Genomic DNA, 18,776 nt, shown 5'->3' with positions numbered 1-18,776 from the left:
AAGAAAAATGCCGAGAGGAGACAAAGGGTGCTAGAAGCGGCAAAGGGCTACACCGGCTACCGTTCGTACGAATATCTGGAGGCGGGTCCCGACTACCGGGTCTTCGACCTCGCGCCCGAACTCGGCCGCGTCCCGGCCTACCAGGGGCTGGAGCTGAGCGCGGAACAGGAGACACGCGTACGCCGCCTGCTGACCGACAGCCTCGTCGTCTCCCTGCACGACCACCCCTCGGTCTTCCCCGAGGACATCGGCCAGACCGTCGACTACAACCGGACGGCGCGCCACCACACCGGGTACAAGGGTCTGGCCCACTCCGGCATTACGGTCGTGTTCGACAACCTCATGGACGGCACCTGCTGCATCACCAGCCAGGCCGGCTGGAAGTGGACCGACGTGGTGGCGGACATCGGCATGCGCCTGTCCGACCTCGCCCACCAGGACTACCTCCTCAAGGTCGAGCGCCTGGCCCACGTGCGCGAGGCGCACGAGAGCGGCCGGATGGGCCTGGTGCTCGCCCTGGAGGCGGCGACCATGATCGAGAACGAGGTGGACCGGATCGACATGCTGTACGGCTTCGGCGTACGGCAGATGGGCATCGCCTACAGCGAGGCCAACACCCTGGGCAGCGGCCTGAAGGAACGCCGTGACGGCGGCCTGACCACCTTCGGCGAGCGGGCCGTGCGCCGCATGAACAAGCTCGGCATCGCCATCGACGTCTCCCACTCCGGCGACCAGACCTCGCTCGACACCATCAGCCACTCCACCAAGCCGATCCTCATCACCCACGCCGGCGCCCGCTCCGTCTGGCCGACCAACCGGATGAAGCCGGACTCGGTCATCAAGGCGGCGGCCGAGCGCGGCGGCGTCATCGGCCTGGAGGCGGCCCCCCACACCACGCTCTCGCCCGACCACCCCAGGCACTCGCTGGAGTCGGTCATGGACCACTTCACCTACTGCGTGGACCTGGTCGGCATCGACCACGTGGCCTTCGGCCCCGACACCCTCTTCGGCGACCACGTCGGACTGCACGACGCCTTCGCCCAGCACCTGTCGATCAACGAGGCGCACGCGGGCACGACCTACCCCAAGGTCGAGTACGTCGACGGCCTGGAGAACCCGACCGAGTGCTTCTGGAACATCATCGGCTGGCTGGTCACCCACGGTTACTCCGACGAGGAGATCACCAAGGTGGTCGGCGGGAACGTCATGCGCGTCCTCGAGGAGGTCTGGATCTGATGCGACGTGGATTCCCCCTGGCGGCCGCGGCCGCGATCGCCCTGCTCACCGCGTGCAGCACCCCCAGCGTGCCCGGCTCCACCGGCCAGGGCGGATCCCAGGCGCCGGCGACGGGTGACCGCCTGACCATCGGCACCACCGCCGACGTGGTCAACTACAACCCGCTGGTCGGCAACAGCCGTACCGACTCGTGGGTGACGAACCTGATGTACCCGCACCTGACGCAGATGGACGAGGCGGGCAAGCGCATCCCCTACCTGGCCACCGAGTGGTCCTACTCCGAGGACGGCAAGACCGCCACCGTCAAGCTGCGCGACGACATGAAGTGGTCGGACGGCAAGCCGGTCACCGCCGACGACGTGGTGTTCGCCGTGACGGCCGTGCAGAAGGAGAAGTTCGGCGTGGTCGCCGGGCTCATCACCGCCATGGAGAAGGCGGAGGCGGTCTCCCCGACCGAGGTCAGGTTCACGCTCAGCCGGCCGGACGGCACCTTCCTGGACAACGTCGGCTTCTGGCTGCCGATCGTGCCCAAGCACGTCTTCGAGAAGGCGCCCAGCGTGCAGAAGTTCGCCAACGACGCCGACTGGGTGAGCGCGGGGCCGTACAAGCTGACCAAGGTCGAGCGCGGGCAGCGCTACATCATGGAGCGCGTGGAGCCCTTCGGGCCGGGGCAGCCGACCGTGAAGGAGATCGTCTTCCGGGTCTTCCCCGACGTCAACACCGAGGTGCTGGCGTTGCGCAACGGCGAGATCGACCTGATCGGCAACGTGCTGCCGCCCTCGACGGCCGCCGACCTGAAGAACGACCCGAAGCTCAAGCTGGTGCAGGTGCCCTCGCTCGGCTGGGCGCACCTGCAGTACAACACCAAGCGCAAACCCATGGACGACGTACGCGTCCGTCAGGCGCTGGCCCACGCCGTGGACTACGAGGCGATCAGGAACATCGCGCTCAAGGGCTACGCCAAGTCGGCCAACTCCAGCGTGCTCACCCCCTCCCAGCCCGACTACGCCGACCCGAGCGTGTCGGAGTACGCCTTCGACCCGGCCAAGTCCAAGCAGCTCCTGCGGGAGGCCGGGGTCACGAACCTGAGCCTGAGCATGATCTACGACCAGGCCGACCCGAACATCGCCCGCTGGGCGCCCATGGTCAGGGACGCGGCCAAGCAGGCCGGGATCGAGATCAAGCTGCAGGGCCTGGAGCGCAACACCTACCTGGACAAGACCCTCAAGCGCGACTTCGACATCTACGCCGGCTCCTGGGCGATCATGGACAACCCTCCCGCCAACCTCGGCCTGGCCTTCAAGACCGGCGGGTTCATCAACTACGCCCAGGTCAGCGACCCCAAGCTGGACAAGCTGATCGACGAGGGCCAGCGCGCGCTGACCCGGCAGGAGGCCAAGGCGCCCATCCAGGAGGCCGCGAAGATCATCCATGACCAGGTCTACGACAACGTCCTGTACGTCGAGACCTTCAACATCGCCCACTCCACCAAGTGGACCGGGTTCAAGCCGATGCCCAGCGAACTGCTGTCCATCGTCAACCCGCTCTCGCTGGCCGCAGTGAAGCCGGCGAGCTGATCCCGATGCGGTTCGTCGTCACCCGGCTGCTGCGCGGCCTGCTCACCCTGTGGTTCGCGGTCACCGTGACCTTCTTCCTGGTGCGCCTGCTGCCCGGCGATCCCGTGCTGGCCGTGGCCGACCCGAACATGACCGAGGAACTGCGCGCCAAGCTGCTGGCCGACTTCGGCCTGGACCAGCCGCTCGGCGTGCAGTACCTCAACTACCTGGCCCAGCTCGTCCAGGGCAACCTCGGGATGTCCTTCAGGCAGTCGATCCCGGTCACCACCGTGCTCATGGACCGGCTGCCGTGGACGCTGATCCTGACCGGCTCGGCGATGCTGGTGACGATCGTGCTCGGCATCCCGCTGGGCGTGCTGGCCGCCACCCGGGCCAAGGGCTGGGTGGACCGCGTCATCCAGCTGACCGGCATCACCGCCCAGTCGTTGTTCGTGCCGAGCGTCGGCATCTTCCTCATGTACGTCATGGGCGTCACGCTCGGCTGGTTCCCGATCGGCGGCGCCGTCGACCTCGACGCCACCGGCCCGGCCGCCTGGCTCAGCATGCTGCACCATCTGGTACTGCCCTGCCTGTCGCTGGTCCTGATCCAGCTCGGCGGCTACGTCCTCACCATGCGCTCGACGCTCATCGAGGCGCTCGGCGAGGACTACGTCGCGCTGGCCAAGGCCAAGGGGGTCAAACCGCGCGCGGTGGTGTGGAAGCACGCCCTGCGCAACGCGCTGCTGCCGACCACCACCATCGCCGGCCTCCAGCTCGGCACGCTCGTCGGCGGCGCGGTGCTGACCGAGACGATCTACGCCTACCCCGGCATCGGCCGGGCCATCTACGAGGCGGTCGGCCAGCTCGACTTCCCCGTACTCCAGGGCGCGTTCGTGCTGCTGGCGGCGGCCGTGGTGGCCGCGAACCTGCTGACCGACGTGGCCTACGGAATCCTCGACCCCCGGGTGCGCACCTCATGACGGCCGTCATCACCGACCTCACCCCCCGCCGGCGGACCTGGACCGCGTTCCGGAGCAACCCGCTCGGCCTGGCCAGCGCCGCGATCCTGCTCGCGCTGGCGGTCATCGCGCTGTGCGCGCCGCTCATCGCGCCCTTCCCCGAGGGGTACGGCGAGGACACCTTCCAGCCGCCCTCCGCCGAGCACTGGTTCGGCACCGACGACATCGGCCAGGACGTCTTCGCCCAGGTCATCTGGGGCACCAGGGTGAGCATGGCGGTCGGCCTCAGCGCCTCCGTGCTGGCCATCGTGATCGGCCTGGTGGTCGGCATCTGCGCCGCCTACTTCCGCCGCCTCGACACCCCGCTCGGCGTGCTGGTCGACCTGTCCCTGTCGCTGCCCGTGCTGCCGCTGATGATCCTGGTGGCGGCGCTGGCCGGGCCCAGCGTACGGACGCTGGTCGTGGTGATCGCGCTGTTCAGCTGGCCCGAGGTGGCCCGCGTGGTGCGCTCGTCGGCGATGGCGATCGTGCCCATGCCGTTCGTCTCGGCGGCGAAGGTGATCGGCGGGTCGGCGTTCTGGATCGTGCGCAAGCACCTGGTGCCCGGGGTCGTCCCCGTGGTCGGCGTCTCCGTGGTGCTGACCACCTCGCGGGCGGTGCTCGCCGAGGCCGGGCTCTCCTTCCTCGGCCTGGGCGACCCGAACAGCTGGTCCTGGGGGACCATCCTGCACAAGGCGCAGCAGTCGGGCGCGCTGGCCTCCGCGTGGTGGACCACGCTCTTCCCCTCACTCGCCATTCTCCTGCTCGTCCTGTCCACCACGCTGCTGTCGGTGGCCTACAACGACGCGCGCAACCACCGGAGCGCCTCATGAGCTTCTCCCAGCGCCTGCCCCTCTCCTTCTACGACACGGCACGCGAGCGGGTCAGGACCGCCATGGCCGAGCTGGGCCTGGACGCCCTGCTGCTCGACGACCCGCTCGACGTCGCCTACCTGACCGGGTTCACGCACTTCCCGAACGAGCGGCCCGTCGCCTGCTGGCTGCCGCTCGACGGCCCCACGGTCCTGCTGGTGCCCGACCTGGAGCGGGAGTACGCCGCCGACCAGGGAGCACACGCCGAGCTCGCGGTCTACCCGGAGTTCCCCGGCGTGCGCCCGCCGTTCGAGGTGCTGGCCGATCAGGTGCCCGCGCCCGGCGCGGCCGCGTACGCGCCCTCCACGAGCGTCGGCCGCGCCGCCGCGCTCGCGCGGGCCTTCCCCGGCACCCGCTGGCGGCCGGCCGACGTGCTCGGCCCGGTACGGCAGCGCAAACTGCCCGAGGAGGTCGTGCTGCACGAGGAGGCCGCGAGGATCGCCGACGCGATGATCGCGGCAGGCGTGGAGCTGGTGCGCGACGCCCTGGCCGCCGGCGGCGAGCTGCCCGCGGAGAGCGAACTGGCCGCCCACGTCATCGGCTACGGCTCCCGCCTCATGTACGCCGAGCACACCGACGTCGTCGTCGTGCCCATGCTCACCGGCGGCCTCGTCTACGGCGGCCCCAACTCCGCCCAGCCCCACCGCCTGCCCGGCGGCGAGCGGCTGCGCCGCGGTGAGACCTTCATGCTCTCGCTCGGCTGCGCCGTCGGCGGCCGGTTCGTCGAGAGCGAGCGCACCTTCGTGATCGGCGAGCCCACCGCCGAGCAGATCCTCTACTACGAGACCGTGCGCGAGGCCCAGGAGGTCGGCACCCAGACGCTGCTCGCGGGCGGCACCTGCGCGCAGGCCAACGGCCGCTGCCTGTCGGTGATCAGGGACGCCGGGCTGGGCGATTACCTCAGGCACCGCCAGGGCCACGGCATCGGCCTCGGCTTCCACGAGCCGCCCTGGCTGGAGGACGGCGACCCGACCGTGCTGGCCCCCGGCATGATCCTGTCCAGCGAGCCCGGAGTCTACGTGCCGGGGCACGCCGGTTACCGCATCTCGGACACCGTGCTGGTCACCGAGGGCGCGCCGCGCCGGCTCACCTCCTACCCGCGCGAGCTGTCCGACGTCGTCATCTGAAGGAGTCACGTGTTCGTCGAGATCAACGGCAACCCGCTCAACGTCGAGGTGCTCGGGGAAGGAGAGCACACGATCATCGCGCATCACGGCGCGCCGGGACTCGGCTCGCTGGCCGAGCCGCGTTCCAGTTTCGGCCGGCTGGCCGACGCCTACCGGGTCGTGGTCTTCGACGCCCGCGGCTCGGGGGCCAGCGGCGAGGCCGGGCCGTACACGCATGAGCAGTGGGTCGCCGACGTCGAGGCGCTGCGCGAGTGGGCGAGCGCCGAGCGGATCGTGATCGCGGGCGGCTCCTACGGCGGGTTCATCGCGATGGAGTACGCGGCCAGGCACCCCTCGCGCGTCAGCGCCATGGTGCTCCGCGACACCTCGGCCGACAACGCCAACCAGGAGCTCGCCACCCGCAACGCCGCCGCCTCCGCGCGGGTCAGCATCGACCGGGCCAAGCTCGACCGGATCATGACGGGGACCGTGCGCGACGACGCCGACCTGCGCGAGTGCTGGCTGGAGATCCTGCCGCTGTACGACCACGACTACGACCCGGCGGCCGTGCGCGCGCGGGCCGAGGCCACGCCGTACCACTACCGCACGCACAACTACGCCTTCGCCCACAACCAGCCGGACTACGACATCAAGCACCTGCTGCCGGGCATCACCGCGCCCGCCCTCGTCACCGTGGGCCGCCATGACTGGATCACCCCCGTCTCGTGCAGCGAGACCATCGCCGCGCTGATACCCGGCGCCGAGCTGCGCGTCTTCGAACACTCCGGGCACTCGCCGCAGGTCGAGGAGGCCGAGCTGTGGGAGGCGACCGTCCGCGCGTTCCTGGGCAAGGCGCTCGGCGCCCGGTGAACTCGCCTCAGCCAGAAGGTGCCCGCGCGGCGGTGAACGCGCGATGATGCCTCCGATGAATGATCTCGATGAGCTCGACCGCAGGATCCTCGCGGCACTGCACGTGAACGGCAGAGCCAGCTGGACCGACATCGCGCAGGTGATCGGCACCTCCACCACCACGGTGGCCCGGCGTGCCCAGCAGTTGTTCGCCTCCGGGGCCGTCCGCGTCGCGGTGCTGCCGAACCTGGAGCACGATGGGCCGGTGCACGTCTTCATGGTGCGCGTCAGTTGTGCCCCCGGCAGCCAGCTCCAGGTGGCGGGGCTGCTGGCGCGCAACCCCGACATCCGGTTCGTCGCCATCGTCACCGGCGCCCACGACATCGTCTTCGAGCTCGTCGCGCCCAAGGCGCGCGACCTGTACTCCATGCTCGTCGACTACGTCCACCACATCCCGGGCACGCTCAACAGCAGCGCCGACCTGGTCCTGCACACCTACAAGGTGACCTACGACTGGAGCCTGCAGCTGCTGGACCAGGCCGACAAGACGCTGGCCGTACCGCCGAAGCCGCAGTCGTGCGAGCCCGGCCACCTCGACGAGGTCGACCGCGGCATCCTCGCGGCCACCCGCGTCGACGGCCGCGCCAGCTTCCAGTCGATCGCCGACGGCCTGGGCATCAGCGAGAGCACCGCCAGGCGGCGGCTGGAGGCGATGCTCGAACGGGGCTGCGCGACCGTGGCGACCTTCATCCCGGCGGCCGCGCTGGGTTTCGAGGCGGAGATCCTCTTCTGGCTGTCGGTCGAACCGGCCATGCTGGACAGCGTCGCCGAACGGCTCAACGCCGAGCGCGGAGTCCGGCTCATCACGGCGACGCTGGGGCAGGCGTCGCTGATGTGCGAGGTGATCATGCCGACCACCGCCGACATCCACCACTTCACCTCGCGGACCCTGGCCTCCATCCCCGGCATCCAGTCATGGACGGCTAACGTGCAGGTGCTGGCGGTCAAGCGCGGCTACCTGATGTGGCCGTGGGCGGAGGCCCGCGTCGAAGCGGCACTCGCCGAGCCGCCCGGCTAGTCACGGTCGCACGCCGCTAGAGCGGGAGGGCGGTGATGTCGACGTTTCCACCGCAACTGAGGATCCCTACGACCTCATCGCGTACCGGCAGATAGGCGCCGTCGAGGACGGCGGCCAGGACGGTGTCCAGATCGGGGACCTGCTCGATGAATTCGGCGGCCGCCGTTCCGGCGCCGGCGACGGTCATGGGGTGGTCGAAGGGGTGGATGAGCGACGCGCCGGTACGCGCGGCGAAGTGCTCGGCGGCGGCGAGGCTCTCCTCGTAGACGGCGCCGGTGACCGTTACCGAGGCCTGGTACCCGGCGAGGCGGCGGAGCTTGATGGCCGGGCAGGTCGTCGGGACGAAGACCGTGGCCGGTACGCCGAGCAGGCCGGCCGCCCAGGCGACGGCCTGGCCGTGATTGCCGCCGCTGGCCGCGCAGACGCCGGCCCGCGGGATCTGGGCGGCGAGCAGGCTGTTGAGCGCGCCGCGCGCCTTGAACGCGCCAGTGACCTGCAGCGACTCGAGCTTGACCCAAAACCCCGGATGGGCGGTCCCGAGCTGGCCGGCCTCGATCCGCATCGCCGGTGTCCGCCGGACTCGGCCGTCCAGCCGGGCTCGGGCGACGGCGACGTCCGCGCCCGTCACCTCGGCGGGTCCGGCTACGAGCGCCGGCTCGGCGGGTGCGGCGCTACCGGCCACGGTGGGCGACCGCCTGGAGTTCGATCTTCGCGCCGAACGGCAGCGCGCCGGCCTGGAAGGTGAAACGCGCCGGAGCGACGGACGGGTCGGCGAACCTCCGCCGCCACCAGTCGTTGAACTCGCCGTAGTGGCCGATGTCGGCGAGCACGCACTGCACGAAAACGATGTCCCGGGCCGAATACCCGGCCGCCTCGGCGATGTTGGTGACGTTACGCCAGGCCAGATCGGCTTCGCTGGTGAACGTGCCGGCCGTGTAGGTGCCGTCGGCGCCGAGGGCGGGCATTCCGCTGATGAAGCAGAAGCCGTTCGCCGCGGCGGCGAGGCTGAACGGGAAACCGGACGGCAGGCCGGGTCCAGATGTCGTACGCATGACGGTCAAGACAAGGCTCCTTGTGGGCGGATGGTCACAGGGACCGCAGGGTCTCGCGCAGCGCCAGGGCGCCCTCGACGCCGAGGGACTCCTCGATCCGACGTTGCGCGCTCTCCCAGAGCGGCGTGGCCGCCTTCAGCGCTTCGGCGCCCGGCGGGCTCAGATGAATCATGGTCGTCCGCCGATCCGCGGCGGTGGTGGCGAGGCGGACGAACCCTGATTTCTCCAGGACGCGCACGTTGCGCGCCACCGTCGATCGCTCGAGCTCGACCGCCTCGGCGAGCCGTTGGATCGACACCGGACCGGTGGTGTGCAGCTTGCGCAGCAGCGCGAACTGTGCGGCGTTGATCGCCGCGGGCTGCAACGCGGCGTCATAAAGAGCCGTGACTCTGCGCGCCGCGGCACGCAGAGTCGTGCAATGACACTGGGCCTCCATGAACCACCCGGGCTGGCCCGGCTGCGCTCTGACAAGGCCCGACCTCAACCAACCCCTCACCGGATCCCGGGGTGTGGTCGCGCATCCCGAGTTGATCACGGCTGAGGAGACCCGGGGGCTCTGCACGCGGGGCATGGCGATCGCCGGACGGCGGCCCGGCCAGGACTCCGACGCCCGGCCCTGGGGTACCAGCCCACGGGTACGCATCGTTCGAGGTGGACCGGGCCACCTTCGTCAGGCGGTTCGTGGACAGGATTACCGGGAAAGGCGCGTGAGTGCGCCGCCGGCCGGCGTCCACGAGAATGCCGATCGCGCGGGCTTCGTGATCACCGTCAGCGAGCTGGGATGAGGCGAATGACCACCACTCTGTTCGACCGCCGGACGGGCGGGCTCCGCCCCGACCTGCCGACGGCGGTCTTGCACGATCACCTCGACGGCGGGCTACGGCCTGCGACGATCATCGAGCTGGCCGATGCCATCGGCCACCGGCTTCCGTCGGCCGACGAGCATGAGCTGGCCCGATGGTTCGTCCGCGGTGCCGAGCAGCGTGACCTGGTGGCCTATCTGGACACGTTCCAGCACACCACGGCCGTCATGCAGACGGCTGAGGGGCTGCGCCGGGTGGCCCGCGAGGCCGTTCTCGACCTGGCCGCCGACGGCGTCGTCTACGCGGAGGTGCGGTTCGCGCCGGAGCAACACCAGGAGCGGGGGCTGCGCCTGGACGAGGTCGTGCAAGCCGTGCAGGACGGGCTGGCGGAAGGGATGGCCGAGGCCTCGACCCCCGGTGGCTTCCCGATCGTCGTCAACACGATCATCTGCGCGTTGCGGACCGAGCGCCGCTCGCTGGAGATCGCCGAGCTGGCCGCCCGCCGGCGGCGCCGTGACCCCCGGGTCGCCGGGTTCGACCTGGCCGGCGCCGAGACGGGCTGGCCCGCCTCGCTGCACGCGGCGGCGCTCGGCCTGGTCCGTGCGGAGCTGGTCCGGCTGACCGTCCACGCCAGCGAGGAGCCGGCCCTGTGGCTCATCTCCGATGCGCTGGAGCACGGCGCGGAACGGATCGGGCACGGCGTCCGGCTGGCCCAGGACATCACGGATGTGGACGGCCCGGCTCCCCGGCTCGGCCGGTTGGCAGGCTATGTCCGGGACCGGCAGATCTGCCTGGAGATGGCGCCAACCTGCCATGTGCAGATCGGGGCCGTGGACTCCCTGGAACGTCATCCCATCGGGCCGATGCTCCGCCTCGGCTTCAACGTCACGGTGAACACCGACAACCGGCTGATGTCCGGAGTGAAGGTCAGCGGCGAGATGGCCGCCGTGGCCGACGCTCACCAGCTGACCGTCGCCGAACTGCACCGGCTGGTCGGCAACGCGATCCGCTCCGGTTTCGGCGACCTGGACGAGCGGCAGGAGATCATGACCACCATCGTCGACCCGGCCTGGCGGGCCGCCGGCGGATGACGACCGGGCCAGCGTCTTCGATGCTGCGGAAAACCACAGGTACGGACGGGTAAGCGCCTCATTCCACGCGGTGACCGGCCCGTCCTACCGTACCTCGTCATGATCGGAAAATTGCTCCACGTCCGACGACGCCTGGCGGCCGGACTGGCGGCCGTGCTCACCCTGGCCGTGGTGATCATGCTGTCGTTCATGACCGACAGCACCATGCAGTCCTTGCCGGCCGGCGCCCCGGGCGAGCAGTTCAGCGCCGAGCGCGCGCTGGTGCACCTGAAACGGTTCGCCGCCGAACCGCGGCCCATCGGCAGCCCCGCGAGCAAGCGCGCCCAAACCTACCTGGCGGGGCAACTGCGCGCGGCGGGGCTGCAGGTGGAGGTCCAGCGCGCGGTCGGCGCCTGGTCCGCGGCGGGGCTGGCGGCGTTCGGCCAGGTCGACAACATCGTGGCCCGGCTGCGGGGAACGGACCCGACCGGCACCGTGCTCATCGCCGCGCACTACGACTGCCCGGCTGCTGGTGGCCGTGGCATCGGCCGTGGTGCCGCCGGCGGTGTCGGCCGCCCTGGCGCAGGGGTTGTGGGAACTGCTGGTGTCCTGGCGGCCCGCCTACGACCTGATGGGCGGGCTGCTGCATCGCCCGCTGCCGTACCGGGCGGCGATCGCGGTCCTGTGCGCGCTGGCCGTCCTCGGCTGGTACCTGCTCCTGCGGCGCAGGCTCGGCCCGGCTGCGCTGGCGGTCGGGGCGCTGACCTGGCTCGCCGGGCTGGGTCTGCTGTGCTGCCAGGTCGCTCCCGGGGCGTCCTTCCTGTTCACGCTGCCGGCGCTGGCGGGCGCGGCCGGCTGGTCGGGCGCGCTCCTGCTCCGCGCCCCGGCCTGGGCGCGGGCGGCTGTGGCGCTGCTGGGTCCGGTCACGGCCGCGATGCTGCTGCCGGGGCTGGCCCGTGACGTCTTCGACGGAATGGGGCTGGCGCTGGGCGGGGTGAGCGCGCTGGTGCTGGCACTGTTCGGGCTGATCGTGGTGCCGGTCGGGGAACCGTTCCTGCCCGATCCCGCCACCCGGCCGAAGCGGGCCGCCGTCCTCGCGGCGCCGTTCACGGCCCTTCTCCTCGCGGCCGGGCTGGTCGCCGCCGGGCTCGTGGCGGACGTCTTCGACGCCGATCGCCCGCAACGCACCCATCTGGCGTACGTCATGGACGCCGGCACCCGTACCGCCCACTGGGTCAGCGCCGACGCGGACCCGGCGCGGTGGACCAGGCAGTACGTGTCCGGCCACGACGTCTCCGCGCTGCCCGCCGGGTACGCGCGGGGCACGCTGTGGACCGGCCCCGCACCGGCGATCGCCGCCGAGGGCCCGCGGGCCGACGTCCTGGCCCACCGAGCGGACACGCTGAAACTGCACGTGACCGCCGGGAAGGGCACGCGCTCGGTGACCCTGCGGTTCGACCGGCCGATCACCCACGCCACCGCCTCGGCCGGCCGGTTCGGGTCGGTGGGCGTGCCCGTCACCGGCGCACGAACCGGCACCTGGCCCGCGGAGATCCGCTTCCGCGGCCTCCCCGCTCAGGGCGTCCAGCTCACCGTACGTCTACGGGACAAGGACCGGATCCGCCTCACGGTGATCGCCGAGACCGACGGGCTGACGGGGGTGCCCGGCTTCGTCCCCCGACCTCCTGGCCTGGTCGCCGCCACCCGAGAGGACGGCGATCTCACCGCGGTCACCCGCGGCTACACCCTGACCGGGCCCTCCTAGATCTCGAAACCCCGGCGTGGCTCGGCCTGTCGGAACGATGGTCCCAGCCTCGCCGGACCAGCACGTCGCCGTCGATGACGTAGGCGTGGTCGAGTCATTCGGTGCGTCTCCGATGGGGTACGTCCGCGACCTCCGGCCGGACCGGATACGCCATGACATACTCTCGACCGGTGACCGGGCCGGAGAAATCGCGTTATCGCTGGGGCGGTACCCATCTGGCATTCGTGGCCCACCGCCGCCCGAAGGTGGTTCCCGTATGACGGTGCTGATGGGGGTGGTGGGGCCCGCCGTACACGGGCTGGACCCCGAGGACGACGAGCCGAAGGTGCTCGGGGTGTATCTCGCGGACGCCGAAGACGTCTGCGGACTGCACGGGCCGGCCGCACTCGCGCGCACATATGTGAGCCCGGGCGGCGACCTCACGATGCACGAGCTCCACAAGTTCGCGACCCTCGCGCTCGAAGCCGATCCGGCGGCGAGCGAACTGCTGTGGCTCGGCAGCCACACGGTCTGTACCGAAGCGGGGCACGCTCTCGTCGAGCTCCGCGAGGCGTTCTTGTCGGCGCCATGCGTGCGCAAAGCCTATGGAGGCGCGGCCCTGCGGCTGTTCCGCCGGCCTTCGCCGCCTGCCGACGAGGACGCCGAGCTCATCACCGCGTACGCACGAGACTGCCTCCGGCTCCTCCGGCAAGGGCGTGCACTGCTGACGAGCGGGCATCTGATCACCGACATGACGGCGCAGCGCGAGGACGTGCTCGCCGCGGCTGAGCTGGCCACGCGCAATCCGAAGGCGTTCTCCGCCGTCATCAGGACGGAGCTGGCGGCGCTCGACTCGATCGACTCGGTGCTGCCCGGCCGCCCTGACACCGCGCGGGTGAACGCCACACTGATCGAGCTGAGGCTGGCGAGCCTCCGGCAGGCGGCTCCCTAGCCTGCGCGACGCCGGCCTGGCGATCGTCCCGCTCGCGGGGCGGGACGTCCTCACACGGGGCTCTATGGGCGGCCGGCGACGGCCAGGTTGACGCCGAGGGCGATCAACGCCGTTCCGGTGAGCCCGTCAACGGCCTTGCGTACGGCCGGCTTCGCGAACAGCCGGCGCAGCGCCCCCACGAGGTTGGCCACCAGGAGGAACCACAGGACGGTCCCCACCACCGCGATCAGCGACAGCACCAGCGCGTCGCCCAGCACGGCCTCGCCGGAGACGAACTGGGGCACCAGCGCGATGAAGAACAGCGCCGCCTTGGGGTTGAGCACGTTCGTCAGCAGCCCCTCGCTGAACGCCGCCAGCGGGCCGCGCCTTCCGGGGTGGGGCAGGTCCAGCCGCAGGTCACCGTCTTTACGCAGCGCCGCGTGCCACGCCCTGACCCCGAGGTACAGCAGGTAGCCGGCCCCGACGACCTTGACCACGGTGAACGCCACGGCCGACGCCGCCAGCAGGGCCGCGATGCCGCTCGCCGCGGCCAGCACCCAGACGAACACACCGGCCGAGACCCCGGCCGCGGCGGCCATGCCGTACGCGCGACCGGAGACGGCGGAACGCCGGACGACCACGGCGAAGTCAGGCCCGGGAGACATCGCGCCGAGCATCATCACACCCGCGAAAGCCACCATTTCCGCCGCATTCATCACGACGGCCACCCTAGTACTTGTCATCGCAGGCACGCCCGAAACGGGCACTCCGGGGCCGGCGCAGAGATCGTCAACCTCGGCCATAGAATATCCGGGTGATCTTGGATCTTCCCCCGGGTGAGTTCGGCGCCTATCTGTTCGACTGCGACGGGACCATCGCGGATTCCATGCCGCTGCGCTTTCTCGCCTGGCGGCAGGCGCTGGGCGAGTGGGGATGCGAGCTCTCCGAGGAACTGTTCTACGCGTGGGCCGGTCGGACGGTGGCCGACATCATCGCCGATCTCAATGCGAGCCAAGGGCTGGCCATGCCGGTGCCGGCCGTCGCTCGCCGCGGTGAGGAGCTCTGCCAGGAGATGCTGCCCCGGCTGACGGCGGTGCCCGGCGTGCTTGAACACATCGAAGCCGCGTTCGGCCGCATCCCGTTCGCCGTCGTCTCCGGTAGCGACCGTGAGTCGGTGACGGCCACGCTGACCGCCCTGGGGCTGCTCGACAGGTTCGAGGTGATGGTCTGCGCCGGTGACTATCCGCGGGCCAAACCCGCCCCGGACCCGTTTCTGATCGCGGCCCGGCAGCTGGGCGTCGACCCGGAGCGCTGCCTGGTCTTCGAGGACGCCGACAACGGGATTCAGGCCGCTAAGGCCGCCGGCATGGCCTGGGTGCGCGTTCCTCCGCCGGGGCAGCGCTGACCGCGTCAGGCCGGGGACGGCTTCGGGTGCTGCACGATGGAGGAAGTGGAGCGGACGACGCCGATCCCGGAGACGGCGCGGCCGTCATTGTCCTTCCAGAGCTCGAAGTTGTAGCGGCCCGGGCGCAGGCCGGTCCAGGTGTGCACTTGCCAGGAGCCGCACTCGAAGCGGGCGGACGCGCCGCCGGGGCGTAAGGCGATCCAGTACTCGGTCATCCCGGTGGGACAGGAGAGGTTCGCCCAGACCTCGAGGTCGCCCTCCGCATGCTGCGTCCACTCGCGAGAGGTCACCTGCTTGTACATGTTCGTGACCTTCCAGGGGAAGCCGCTGGCCGGGGATACCGGCGGAGAGGCCGAGGCGGGAGTCGCGTTCGCGGGACCCGGTTCCCGGCTGGAGAGCCAGAGGTATCCGCTACCCCCGGCGACGGTCACGACGGCGAGCGCGGCGGCCAGCGGGAGCCGCCAGGACCCGCGCCGTGGCGGCTGGCCGGCCGGTTCTCCCGGAAGGCCGGGGGGCGATCCCGGCTCCCCCGCGACTGCGCGCCACCGGGCCTCCCAGGCGTCCGGATCCCCGCCACAGGCCTCGACATACGAGCGGACGAAGTCCAGCGGCGGCAGCTCCGCCGGATTCAGCCGCCGGGAGATCGTGCTGGAGTGGTAGCGCATCCGCTGCCCGACCTCCTGCAACGACATCTCGCCTCGCAGCCGGCGCAGATCGTCGACGAACTCCGCGACGGGACCCGTTTCGCGGTCGATCGGCTGATCCTTACGTCCACCTCGCGACATGGCCCGCTCCGGGTTGTTGCGGTTGTTGTTGCTATTGATGCGCAGCCCGGAAGCGATGACAAGAGCAGTCAGGTATGGCGAGCTGGCACTGTCCCCCCAACTCCCGACCAAAGGAGATGACGGATGTCAGGCCGAGTCCGGACACTGCTGGGCGCCCTCTCCATCATCGTGGCCACCCTGGCCCTCACACCGGCGGTGGCGTCCGCCGACAGCGTCCTGCACCGCGACACCTATTCCTACGCCGGCGGCTACAAGATCAACCTCACGATCTTCGGGAACGCCGCCCGGGCCCGGGGCATGTGCACCATCACCAACCTGCCGGAGTCGATGATCATCCGCGCCTGCCAGCTCCTCCGCAGCACCTCCGGCGGCGCCGGCACGGAAAGCGGCAACGGCTGGCAGCGGCACTTCCCCAGGGCCTACTCCAGGATGCTGGGGCTGGCCTGCGGCACCTTCTACCGGGTGTTCATCCGCTTCCAGGCCGTGAGCGCCAGTGCGCCGTCCACTGCCTACGGCTCGTGGTGGCGCCCCTGCTAGCAACCACGTGATGGCCCACCCGTAGATGCCGGGCATTCGCTCAAACGAGCCTGGGCGAATGCTCGGCACTTGACCTTGACACCGTGACAAGGCCTTCACTGTCGCCAAGGAGGTGGTTCCCATGCCCGACTCGAACAGATCCGGCCACGATCCGCTCGACATCGCCCGAGGGGCGATCTACAAGTCCCAAGCGGGCGAACGCGAGCTCCTCGACCACTACCGGCAGGTGCTGGACACCTGGCCGGTTCCCGCCGAGCACATACGGGTACCGACTCGCGAGGGCGAGACCTTCGTCCTCGCCTCCGGCCCGCGGGACGCGCCGCCCCTGGTGCTGCTGCACGGCTCGGGCGCGAACACGTCGATGTGGCGCGCGGACGTCGGCACCTGGTCGCGGCACTTTCGTACGTACGCGGTCGACCTCGTCGGCGAGCCCGGCCTGAGCGCGCCCTCGCGTCCCGCCCTGGACTCCGGCGCCGTGGCCCTCTGGCTGGACGACGTGCTGGACGGGCTCCAGGTCACCGGCGCCGCGTTCGCCGGCACGTCCCTCGGCGGCTGGACGGCCCTGGACTACGCGATCCGTCGTCCAGGACGCGTGACCCGCCTGGCCCTGATGTGTCCCGGTGGTGTGGGACGGCAGAAGGTCGGCTGGATCTTCAAGGCCCTCCTGGCCCGCCCCTTCCGGCGCGGCGGGCTACGCGAGTCGGCCATGGCCGTCGCGGGACTGGACGCGGACAGGGACCGGCAGGCGCTCGACGCCGTCGTCCTGACGTTCACACACTTCAACCCCCGCAGGGAAAAGCTCCCGGTCTTCCCCGACGACGCGTTGCGCGGCCTCACCATGCCCGTCCTGGTCATCGTCGGTGGCCAGGACGCCATGTTCGACTCCCACCAGAGCGCGCGGCGTGTCCGAGAGTGCGTCCCGCACGCGACCGTGACCCTGCTCCCCGAAGCCGGTCACGCCATCTTCGGCCAGAGCGAGCCGATCGCCGAGTTCCTCCGCCGAACCTGAGAACTCCTCGCCAAGGTGCAGTCACCCGGCGCAGGAGGAACGGCAGCTCACGGAGCGTGGGCCTCCAAGAAGCCGAACGCCCACAACCCCGGCCCGCCGCGCCGAGCCGCCGTAAGGTGATCACTGAGCACAACCTCGCCGCAACACCGGCGGGAGTGCGATGTGTGTGCTTATTCGCAGCCCTCTTTTCGGAGGAGTGTGCGCATGAGGTCCTCGGGCATCGGCGTTCTGCTGACGATGAGCCCGGCCTTGCCGTACTCGGTCAGTGAGCCGCCCGTGACGTACATGGAGTCGGGGACGGAGTCCTTCTCCTCCACCTCCGAGCCGTTCTGGACCGCGTAGTCCTTGACGGAAAGCCCCAGGGCGGCCAGGCTCGCGCGCACCTCGTTCACGCGGCGGTTGTAGAAGGGCTTGCAGTGCAAGGGTTCGCCCTGGCCGGTCAGGGCGGCGATGATCGCGTACTCCTCCCCCGGGCGGGCTTCGCGGCCGAGCCTGAGGGTGGCCGTGCCGGTGAAGTCCTTGGCCACGGTGATGCCGATCGGGCACGTACGGCCCACCCCCAGGTCACAGCCCAGGCGGTCGATCGTCTTGATCTGGTCGGCATGGGGGAAGGAGCCGCTGGTCCAGCCGGGGGCGTCGGGGCTGATCTCGCCGACGTTGCTCGGGGTGGCGGGCACCACCTCCAGGGAGATGTCGAGTCCGGCCTCGCGCAGCTGGCGTTCGTACACCCGGGAGTCGGCGTACAGGTCATTGACCTCGATGACGTAGCTGTCGGCCGTCTCCTTGATGGCCAGTGCCGAGGCGGGCTCGGAACTCAGGAGCGCGGCAGCCGACCAGCCCATCGCGGCGAGCGCCGCGGCCACCGGCAGTGCCACCAGCGGACTCCAGCGGACGCGGGCCGTACGCGGCTCGGGCTCGGCCGTGTCCATGATCTGCGTCATCAGGTCACGCGCGACCGGCGTGAGCCCGGGGCCGGGGTCGCGTGCCATCCGCTTGAGGAGTTCGTCCTGGGCGAGGGTCATGCTTTCTCCTTGACGAGGCTTACGGCGCGCCTGCCGTACACGCTGAGGTCGATGTCGGTGGCGGCCAGTTCGGCGGCCAGGCGTTTGCGGGCACGGTGCAGGCGCTGGCGGGCCGCCACGCGCGAGCACCCGAGCACCTTGGCGATGTCATCGGAGCCGAGCTCCTCCCATCCGGCCAGCGACAGCAGTTCCCTGTCGTCATCCGACAGGCGGGCGAACGCCTCCCACGCCCCCTGCGGCAGCGGGTCGGGCGGAGCGTCGGCATACAGCGCGAGTTCCTGCTGCAGGCGCTGGGTCAGCGCCGAGCGGCGCAGCGTGGTGCGGTGGTGGTTGGCCAGGGTCCGTCTGGCCGTCGCGTACAACCACAGCCTGGCCCCCTCGCCTTCCGGCACGTCCGCCAGGCGGCGCCAGGCCGTGGTGAACGTATCGGCGATCACGTCGGCGGTGTCGTCCGGGCGGCCGGTCCGCCGGCGGACGTAGGCGGCGACGGCCGCGTAGTGCTCGGTGTAAAGCTCCTCGAAACGCCGCCGGGACTCCGTCGGTGCCACATTGCCGTCCTTCCGATTGACCGTTGCCACATGCGAGTTGATGTCCGGCAATCTCCGGATGTGACAGGAGGGAGGCCCCGCGCTGGAGACAGAGCGCTTGTTCGGTCAGCGGGTGCGTTGGGCGATGAGGACCTCCAGGCCGTCGAGGAGGCGCTGGAGGCCGAATTCACGGCTT

General features: G+C 70.6%; 21 protein-coding genes. 13 read left to right on the top strand and 8 right to left on the bottom strand.

Annotation, left to right across the window (positions count from 1 at the left end; all coding sequences use genetic code 11):
• Positions 1-27: 27 nt before the first annotated feature.
• The 7 genes from ACFWYW_RS29110 to ACFWYW_RS29080 are packed head-to-tail and all read left to right on the top strand — an operon-like array spanning position 28 to position 7,695.
• Positions 28-1,236 carry a dipeptidase gene (locus ACFWYW_RS29110; protein ID WP_379615983.1) on the top strand — a complete coding sequence of 403 codons (1,209 nt, stop codon included), beginning with the start codon at positions 28-30 and terminating at the stop codon, positions 1,234-1,236.
• A complete protein-coding gene (locus tag ACFWYW_RS29105) occupies positions 1,236-2,813 on the top strand; it encodes an ABC transporter substrate-binding protein (RefSeq protein ID WP_379615981.1) in 1,578 nt (525 codons plus the stop codon). Before ACFWYW_RS29110 ends, ACFWYW_RS29105 begins: the two co-directional genes overlap by 1 nt.
• Before the next feature lie 5 nt (positions 2,814-2,818).
• Positions 2,819-3,772: an ABC transporter permease gene (locus ACFWYW_RS29100; RefSeq protein ID WP_379615979.1), complete on the top strand. Its 954-nt coding sequence runs from the start codon at positions 2,819-2,821 to the stop codon at positions 3,770-3,772.
• Positions 3,769-4,623, top strand: a complete 855-nt coding sequence (locus tag ACFWYW_RS29095; RefSeq protein WP_379615977.1) for an ABC transporter permease — start codon at positions 3,769-3,771, stop codon at positions 4,621-4,623. Before ACFWYW_RS29100 ends, ACFWYW_RS29095 begins: the two co-directional genes overlap by 4 nt.
• Complete coding sequence (locus ACFWYW_RS29090; protein WP_379615975.1) at positions 4,620-5,789, top strand: M24 family metallopeptidase; 1,170 nt, start codon at positions 4,620-4,622, stop codon at positions 5,787-5,789. Before ACFWYW_RS29095 ends, ACFWYW_RS29090 begins: the two co-directional genes overlap by 4 nt.
• Before the next feature lie 9 nt (positions 5,790-5,798).
• The gene (locus tag ACFWYW_RS29085; RefSeq protein ID WP_379615973.1) at positions 5,799-6,638 is read left to right on the top strand and encodes an alpha/beta fold hydrolase; all 840 of its coding nucleotides are present in this window, start codon (positions 5,799-5,801) and stop codon (positions 6,636-6,638) included.
• A gap of 55 nt (positions 6,639-6,693) precedes the next feature.
• On the top strand, positions 6,694-7,695 hold the full coding sequence (locus ACFWYW_RS29080; protein ID WP_379615971.1) for an Lrp/AsnC family transcriptional regulator: 1,002 nt from the start codon (positions 6,694-6,696) through the stop codon (positions 7,693-7,695).
• 16 nt (positions 7,696-7,711) lie between these two features.
• Here ACFWYW_RS29080 and ACFWYW_RS29075 read toward each other — a convergent pair whose 3' ends face one another.
• From ACFWYW_RS29075 to ACFWYW_RS29065, 3 genes are read right to left on the bottom strand one after another with little or no spacing between them, the layout of a single operon-like run.
• Positions 7,712-8,377: a pyridoxal-phosphate dependent enzyme gene (locus ACFWYW_RS29075; RefSeq protein WP_379615969.1), complete on the bottom strand. Its 666-nt coding sequence runs from the start codon at positions 8,375-8,377 to the stop codon at positions 7,712-7,714.
• A complete protein-coding gene (locus ACFWYW_RS29070) occupies positions 8,367-8,747 on the bottom strand; it encodes a RidA family protein (RefSeq protein ID WP_379616124.1) in 381 nt (126 codons plus the stop codon). Before ACFWYW_RS29070 ends, ACFWYW_RS29075 begins: the two co-directional genes overlap by 11 nt.
• Before the next feature lie 34 nt (positions 8,748-8,781).
• The gene (locus tag ACFWYW_RS29065) at positions 8,782-9,183 is read right to left on the bottom strand and encodes a MarR family winged helix-turn-helix transcriptional regulator (RefSeq protein WP_379615967.1); all 402 of its coding nucleotides are present in this window, start codon (positions 9,181-9,183) and stop codon (positions 8,782-8,784) included.
• A 354-nt stretch (positions 9,184-9,537) separates the two neighbouring features.
• Between ACFWYW_RS29065 and ACFWYW_RS29060 the strand changes: the two genes are divergently transcribed.
• Positions 9,538-10,641 carry an adenosine deaminase gene (locus tag ACFWYW_RS29060; protein WP_379615965.1) on the top strand — a complete coding sequence of 368 codons (1,104 nt, stop codon included), beginning with the start codon at positions 9,538-9,540 and terminating at the stop codon, positions 10,639-10,641.
• An 84-nt stretch (positions 10,642-10,725) separates the two neighbouring features.
• Here ACFWYW_RS29060 and ACFWYW_RS29055 read toward each other — a convergent pair whose 3' ends face one another.
• Entirely contained in the window at positions 10,726-11,133 is a 408-nt protein-coding gene (locus ACFWYW_RS29055) for a hypothetical protein (protein WP_379641109.1), read from the bottom strand.
• Between the two features lie 19 nt (positions 11,134-11,152).
• Here ACFWYW_RS29055 and ACFWYW_RS29050 point away from each other — a divergent pair, with 19 nt between their 5' ends.
• Both ACFWYW_RS29050 and ACFWYW_RS29045 read left to right on the top strand, forming a co-directional pair.
• The gene (locus tag ACFWYW_RS29050; protein WP_379641108.1) at positions 11,153-12,385 is read left to right on the top strand and encodes a hypothetical protein; all 1,233 of its coding nucleotides are present in this window, start codon (positions 11,153-11,155) and stop codon (positions 12,383-12,385) included.
• Positions 12,386-12,641: 256 nt separating this feature from the next.
• The gene (locus ACFWYW_RS29045) at positions 12,642-13,316 is read left to right on the top strand and encodes a DNA polymerase beta superfamily protein (protein ID WP_379615961.1); all 675 of its coding nucleotides are present in this window, start codon (positions 12,642-12,644) and stop codon (positions 13,314-13,316) included.
• A gap of 62 nt (positions 13,317-13,378) precedes the next feature.
• Here ACFWYW_RS29045 and ACFWYW_RS29040 read toward each other — a convergent pair whose 3' ends face one another.
• A complete protein-coding gene (locus tag ACFWYW_RS29040) occupies positions 13,379-13,960 on the bottom strand; it encodes a LysE family translocator (RefSeq protein WP_379615959.1) in 582 nt (193 codons plus the stop codon).
• Positions 13,961-14,109: 149 nt separating this feature from the next.
• Here ACFWYW_RS29040 and ACFWYW_RS29035 point away from each other — a divergent pair, with 149 nt between their 5' ends.
• Positions 14,110-14,700, top strand: a complete 591-nt coding sequence (locus ACFWYW_RS29035; protein WP_379615957.1) for an HAD family hydrolase — start codon at positions 14,110-14,112, stop codon at positions 14,698-14,700.
• Between the two features lie 5 nt (positions 14,701-14,705).
• On the opposite strand, the gene ACFWYW_RS29030 is transcribed toward ACFWYW_RS29035, so the two are convergent.
• Entirely contained in the window at positions 14,706-15,485 is a 780-nt protein-coding gene (locus ACFWYW_RS29030) for a helix-turn-helix domain-containing protein (RefSeq protein ID WP_379615955.1), read from the bottom strand.
• Positions 15,486-15,608: 123 nt separating this feature from the next.
• Between ACFWYW_RS29030 and ACFWYW_RS29025 the strand changes: the two genes are divergently transcribed.
• Together ACFWYW_RS29025 and ACFWYW_RS29020 are read left to right on the top strand one after the other, a co-directional pair.
• A complete protein-coding gene (locus tag ACFWYW_RS29025) occupies positions 15,609-16,022 on the top strand; it encodes a hypothetical protein (RefSeq protein WP_379615953.1) in 414 nt (137 codons plus the stop codon).
• Positions 16,023-16,143: 121 nt separating this feature from the next.
• Positions 16,144-17,031, top strand: a complete 888-nt coding sequence (locus ACFWYW_RS29020; protein WP_379615951.1) for an alpha/beta fold hydrolase — start codon at positions 16,144-16,146, stop codon at positions 17,029-17,031.
• A 170-nt stretch (positions 17,032-17,201) separates the two neighbouring features.
• On the opposite strand, the gene ACFWYW_RS29015 is transcribed toward ACFWYW_RS29020, so the two are convergent.
• Both ACFWYW_RS29015 and ACFWYW_RS29010 read right to left on the bottom strand, forming a co-directional pair.
• Positions 17,202-18,053: a hypothetical protein gene (locus ACFWYW_RS29015; protein ID WP_379615949.1), complete on the bottom strand. Its 852-nt coding sequence runs from the start codon at positions 18,051-18,053 to the stop codon at positions 17,202-17,204.
• Positions 18,050-18,601: an RNA polymerase sigma factor gene (locus ACFWYW_RS29010; protein ID WP_379615947.1), complete on the bottom strand. Its 552-nt coding sequence runs from the start codon at positions 18,599-18,601 to the stop codon at positions 18,050-18,052. Before ACFWYW_RS29010 ends, ACFWYW_RS29015 begins: the two co-directional genes overlap by 4 nt.
• Positions 18,602-18,776: the final 175 nt, after the last annotated feature.

It is taken from the genome of Nonomuraea sp. NPDC059023, from assembly GCF_042740095.1.
Classification (GTDB): domain Bacteria; phylum Actinomycetota; class Actinomycetes; order Streptosporangiales; family Streptosporangiaceae; genus Nonomuraea.
The sequence above is the reverse complement of the archived record's forward strand: the minus strand, read 5'-3'. Positions and strand labels throughout refer to the sequence as shown.

Excerpts from the sequence above, each read along its gene's own strand:
- ACFWYW_RS29030 (WP_379615955.1), bottom strand. The coding sequence starts at position 15,485 with ATGTCGCGAGGTGGACGTAAGGATCAGCCGATCGACCGCGAAACGGGT.
- ACFWYW_RS29095 (WP_379615977.1), top strand. The coding sequence starts at position 3,769 with ATGACGGCCGTCATCACCGACCTCACCCCCCGCCGGCGGACCTGGACC.
- ACFWYW_RS29065 (WP_379615967.1), bottom strand. The coding sequence starts at position 9,183 with ATGGAGGCCCAGTGTCATTGCACGACTCTGCGTGCCGCGGCGCGCAGA.
- ACFWYW_RS29070 (WP_379616124.1), bottom strand. The coding sequence starts at position 8,747 with ATGCGTACGACATCTGGACCCGGCCTGCCGTCCGGTTTCCCGTTCAGC.
- ACFWYW_RS29020 (WP_379615951.1), top strand. The coding sequence starts at position 16,144 with ATGCCCGACTCGAACAGATCCGGCCACGATCCGCTCGACATCGCCCGA.
- ACFWYW_RS29060 (WP_379615965.1), top strand. The coding sequence starts at position 9,538 with ATGACCACCACTCTGTTCGACCGCCGGACGGGCGGGCTCCGCCCCGAC.
- ACFWYW_RS29025 (WP_379615953.1), top strand. The coding sequence starts at position 15,609 with ATGTCAGGCCGAGTCCGGACACTGCTGGGCGCCCTCTCCATCATCGTG.
- ACFWYW_RS29045 (WP_379615961.1), top strand. The coding sequence starts at position 12,642 with ATGACGGTGCTGATGGGGGTGGTGGGGCCCGCCGTACACGGGCTGGAC.
- ACFWYW_RS29080 (WP_379615971.1), top strand. The coding sequence starts at position 6,694 with ATGAATGATCTCGATGAGCTCGACCGCAGGATCCTCGCGGCACTGCAC.
- ACFWYW_RS29105 (WP_379615981.1), top strand. The coding sequence starts at position 1,236 with ATGCGACGTGGATTCCCCCTGGCGGCCGCGGCCGCGATCGCCCTGCTC.
- ACFWYW_RS29015 (WP_379615949.1), bottom strand. The coding sequence starts at position 18,053 with ATGACCCTCGCCCAGGACGAACTCCTCAAGCGGATGGCACGCGACCCC.
- ACFWYW_RS29040 (WP_379615959.1), bottom strand. The coding sequence starts at position 13,960 with ATGTCTCCCGGGCCTGACTTCGCCGTGGTCGTCCGGCGTTCCGCCGTC.
- ACFWYW_RS29100 (WP_379615979.1), top strand. The coding sequence starts at position 2,819 with ATGCGGTTCGTCGTCACCCGGCTGCTGCGCGGCCTGCTCACCCTGTGG.
- ACFWYW_RS29090 (WP_379615975.1), top strand. The coding sequence starts at position 4,620 with ATGAGCTTCTCCCAGCGCCTGCCCCTCTCCTTCTACGACACGGCACGC.